General features: G+C 63.0%; 4 protein-coding genes. 1 reads left to right on the plus strand and 3 read right to left on the minus strand.

Features of this window, described 5'->3' with window-relative positions; translation table 11 throughout:
• On the minus strand, positions 1-874 hold an 874-nt coding region (locus JX325_RS12935), incomplete at its 3' end, for an MFS transporter (RefSeq protein WP_204791519.1).
• Between the two features lie 88 nt (positions 875-962).
• Complete coding sequence (locus JX325_RS12940) at positions 963-1,637, minus strand: TetR/AcrR family transcriptional regulator (RefSeq protein ID WP_204791520.1); 675 nt, start codon at positions 1,635-1,637, stop codon at positions 963-965.
• A 229-nt stretch (positions 1,638-1,866) separates the two neighbouring features.
• On the opposite strand from JX325_RS12940, the gene JX325_RS12945 reads away from it, so the two are divergent.
• Positions 1,867-3,555, plus strand: a complete 1,689-nt coding sequence (locus tag JX325_RS12945) for a phosphoenolpyruvate carboxykinase (ATP) (protein WP_204791521.1) — start codon at positions 1,867-1,869, stop codon at positions 3,553-3,555.
• Between the two features lie 54 nt (positions 3,556-3,609).
• On the opposite strand, the gene JX325_RS12950 is transcribed toward JX325_RS12945, so the two are convergent.
• Positions 3,610-4,479, minus strand: coding sequence for a radical SAM protein (locus JX325_RS12950; protein WP_204791522.1), 870 nt, complete (start codon positions 4,477-4,479; stop codon positions 3,610-3,612).
• Positions 4,480-4,542 lie beyond the last annotated feature (63 nt).

The following is a 4,542-nucleotide window of genomic DNA, read 5'->3' on the forward strand; positions in this document are numbered from 1 at the left end:
GGCCCCGCCGGAGGCGCAGCCGGGGCCCCAGCAGCGCCGCCAGCACGCCGCCGAAGAGTCCGCCCAGGCCCATGGCCCCCTGGGTGACGCCTAAGCGGCTGTCGCTCATGCCCAGGGTCTGGACCACCGCCACGGGGATGCCCACCACCAAAGCGGCGGACAGCACCAGATTAAACAGGGCCAGCACCAGCATGACGGAGGGGAACACCGGGCGCTCCCGGCGGATGAAGCGCCAGCTCTCCCCCAGGTCCCGCCGGACCGTGGACAGCACGCCGCCCGCCGCCGCCCGGGGCGAGTGGGGAATGCGGATAAACAGCTCCATGACGGCAGAGAGGAAAAAGCACGCCATGCCGACCCACAAAATGGGCCGGAGCCCGAAGGCCCCGAACAGCACGCCGCCAATCACCGGCCCCAGCAGGGCGGACAAGGTCTGCACCATGTTGATGACCGCGTTGGCGCTGGTGAGCTGCTCCGGCCGGGCCAGAAGGGGAATGCTGGCCTGGACCGACGGCTGATAGGCCCCGGCGATGCCGTAGAGCAGCATGAGGCTGGCAACCATCAGCGGTACCAGCGGCGCCCGCCCCAGCAGAAGGGTGAACAGCAGGATCAGCCCCGCCGTGGAAAAATCCAGGACGACCATGATGTTCCGCTTGTTTACCCGGTCCGCCACAACGCCGCCGATGGGGGCGCACAGCACGGCGGGGATGAAGGCCGCCGCCCCCACCGCGCCGAACAAAGCCGGGGATTCCGTCTGCCGCAGCAGGTACAGCGGCAGGGCAAAGCGCAAAATGGCGTTGCCGAAGAGAGAGATAATCTGCCCAAGGACCACCAGGGTGAAGTCCCGGCGGAACAGGGGCGCTTGAGAGGTTTTCATAGCGACGCTCCTTTTTAATAATTTTTNAAGACCGACCGTCGGTCTCTATATCTCCAAAAAGAAACTGCCCGCGCGCGGCAGCTCCTTTTCAGCCTTGCGTTTCCCCGCCGGAAGACGGGGGGTGGGCCATTTCCGCGTACTGCACCAGGGTGTTCACGATTTCCTGGTCAATCAGCNCATCCACGCCGAAGCCTTGGAAGAGCCGGTTGTAGATTTCACACCGGGCCCGGATTGCCTCCGGGGTGGTGGGCTGGACGATGGGGTTGATCCACATGTCCGACAGCATCATCATGGCCTCCGCCAGCTCCTTGGGGTGCTCGGTGCGGATGGAGCCGTCGGCCATGCCCTGGCGGATGATGGGCTCCACAAAGCAGGGGACCACCTCGGTGAAAATGCTCCGCATCTCCGTGGCCAGAAACTTGGCGTTGTCCATGAAGTAGGGCATCATGCAGAACATCTTGGCCTGGCGCTCCGGCTGGAGGGAGGTCTTGAACATGGCCCGGAGCTTTTCCAGGCCATTGAGTCCCGGGGCGTCCCGGACCTGGGACAGCACTTCGGCGTTCCGCCGCCCGATGCGGGCGCAGNCGGCGTAGAAAATGTCCTCCTTGGAGGCAAAGTGGTGGTAGNTGGCCCCCTTGGAAAGGCCCGTCTCGTCGATGATCTCCTGGAGGGAGGCNCGGTCATAGCCCGTCTCAATAAACAGCCGCTCCGCCGTGTCCAGGATCTTCCGCACCGTCTCCTCCGGGTACTTGTTCCGTGCCACAGGGCCGTCCTCCCTTCATACAAACCGCTGGTCGGTTTTTAATATACCACTCCGGGGGGCCGGTGTCAAGGGAAACTCTCCGGGGCTCCGCCGGTCCTGCTGNTTTTTTCACAGAGNCTGTTTTCACTCTTGCTTTTTGAGGGAAAACAGGGTATAGTAAACTAGTAATTCCAGCGGCCCTGCTCTTCACCAGGCGCAGGCGTTTTGACATCTTAANGGAGGAACAGATATGTCTACGAAAGCCTATTACCCCAGAACCGAGATCGGACCCGGCAAGGTCGGGTTCTCCAAGACCCGCTCCATCATTGAGGCCCCCTTCTACGGCAACAACGTCGTGAAGATCAACTCCNTCCGGGAGGCCTATGACATGGCCAAGAACTCTCCCGGCACCGTGGTCACCGACATGCCCGTCTACCGGGGCGAGGAGTTCGGCCTGGAGCCCGACGCCAAGGTCCTGCTGTTCAACGACGGTTCCATCACCGGCCGCTACGCCGCCGCCCGCCGGATCACCGGAAAGCCCGGTGTGGACACCACCGCTCTGGACAAGATCGTCATGGACGCCGTCTATGACACCCGCTGGAAGACCATGTACCACGCCGAGGTCTTCATCGGCCTGGACCCCGAATTTATGGTCAAGGCCCACCTGCTGATCCCCGAGGGGGAGGAGAACCTCCTCTACAACTGGATGCTGAACTTCCAGTACCAGTCCGACGAGTACGTCAAGATGTATAAGAAGTCCAAGCCCGTGGGCGGCGGCAAAGAGTCCGACATCTATATCTTCTCCGATCCCCAGTGGACCGGCGCGCCGGGCCGGGAGGACATCTGCGATCCCAAGTGCCTGTGCTACTTCAACACCGACACCAACTGCGCCGCCATCCTGGGCATGCGCTACTTCGGCGAGCATAAGAAGGGCACGCTGACCCTGGCCTGGGCCATCGCCAACCGCAACGGCTACGCCTCCTGCCACGGCGGACAGAAGGAGTACACCCTGGACGACGGCAGCAAGTACGTGGCGGCGGTCTTCGGCCTCTCCGGCTCCGGCAAGTCCACCCTGACCCACGCCAAGCACAGCGGGAAATATCCCTCCATCAAGGTGCTCCACGACGACGCCTTCATCATCAACTCCGACACCTGCGCCTCCATCGCCCTGGAGCCCACCTACTTCGACAAGACCGCCGACTATCCCGTCCCCTCCGAGGACAACAAGTTCCTGCTGACCGCCCAGAACTGCTCCGCCACCCTGGACGACGAGGGCAAGATCGTCCTGGTCACGGAGGACGTCCGCAACGGCAACGGCCGGGCCATCAAATCCAAGCTCTGGTCCCCCAACCGGGTGGATAAGATTGACTCCCCCGTCAACGCCATCTTCTGGATTATGAAGGACCCCACCATTCCCCCCATCGTGAAGCTCAGCGGCGCGTCCCTGGCCTCCGTCATGGGCGCCACCCTGGCCACCAAGCGCTCCAGCGCCGAGCGGCTGAAGGAGGGCGTGGACCCCAACGCCCTGGTGGTGGAGCCCTACGCCAACCCCTTCCGCACCTATCCGCTGGTGAACGACTATGAGAAGTTCAAGAAGCTGGTGGCGGAAAAGAACGTGGCCTGCTATATCATCAACACCGGCGACTTCATGGGCAAAAAGGTCCAGAAGGAAGACACCCTGGGCATTCTCGAGGCCGTGGTCGAGGGCAAGGCCAAGTTTGAGACCTGGGGCCCCTTCGAGGACATCGAGATCTTCAAGTGGGAGGGCTTCGTGCCCGACCTGAGCGACAAGGCGTATGTCGAGCAGCTCAAGGCCCGCATGCAGGACCGGCTGAACTATGTCACCAACCTGGATACCGAAGAGGGCGGCTTCAATANGCTGCCGGAGGACGCCGCCGCGGCTATCAAGAAGGTCGTGGACGAGGCGAACACCCTGTAAGCCCCTCTTCCAAGATAAGAAACGGACTCCCCTCTCGGGGAGTCCGTTTTTTCGTTACAGGGCCCGCCAGGCCTCGGGCTTGAGGCGGGAGAGGTCCTTTTCCGCCCGGTCGATCTCCGCCAGCATGGCGGCTTTATCCTTGTTCAGCGTCCCCCGAAGGGATAGATAGTTGCTGGCGTGGTTCATGCGGAACACGCTGNCGGGGCTGTCCAAATGCTCCACCAGCAGCCGGGTCTCCTCCAGCACCTGGGGCTGGGTGAGGAGCTGGAATTTTCCTTCATGGACCCAGTCGTAGAGGGGCGTTTCCGGCTCCACCATCAGCGTCAGCATCCCGATATACTCCGGGTTCATGGCGTTGAACGCCTTGGCGGTCTCCACGGCGTGCTTCTCCAGAAGTTCCGGCCCGCCCAGGCCCGTGATGGCCGTGACGGACAGGGCGATGCCGCAATTTCGGACCTTCCGGCCCATCTCGACGATCTCCGCCGCCGGGTGGCCCTTGCGCATGAGGCTCAGCACCTCGCCGCTGCCGGACTCCAGGCCCATGTAGACCATGGTCAGCCCCTTCTCCCGGAGGGTCCGCAGCTCCTCCTCTGTCCGGATGCGGATGGAGGCCGGGGAGGCGTAGCTGGTCACCTGGCGGCACTCCGGGAACAGCTCCCGCACCGTGTCCAGGATGACATAGAGCTCTTCCGCCTTCCGCACCAGGGCGTCGCCGTCCGCCAGGAAGACCTTCTCAATGTGGTGGTAGACCTCCCGGGCCACCCGGAAGTCCTCCAGCACCTCCTCCAGGGGGCGGACGGAAAAGAGCTTTTCCTTGTACATGCTGCAAAAGGCGCAGGTGTTGTGGCTGCAACCGTAGGTCACCTGGACGATGAGGCTCCGGGCCTCGGAGGGCGGGCGGTACACGCTGCCGTAGTATCTCATACGCCCAGCTTCTCCAGGGCGNCCATCTTCACGCAGACGCAGAACACGGTCATGGCCTGTTGC

It is taken from the genome of Oscillibacter sp. CU971, from assembly GCF_905219725.1.
Taxonomy (GTDB): Bacteria; Bacillota; Clostridia; order Oscillospirales; family Oscillospiraceae; genus Oscillibacter.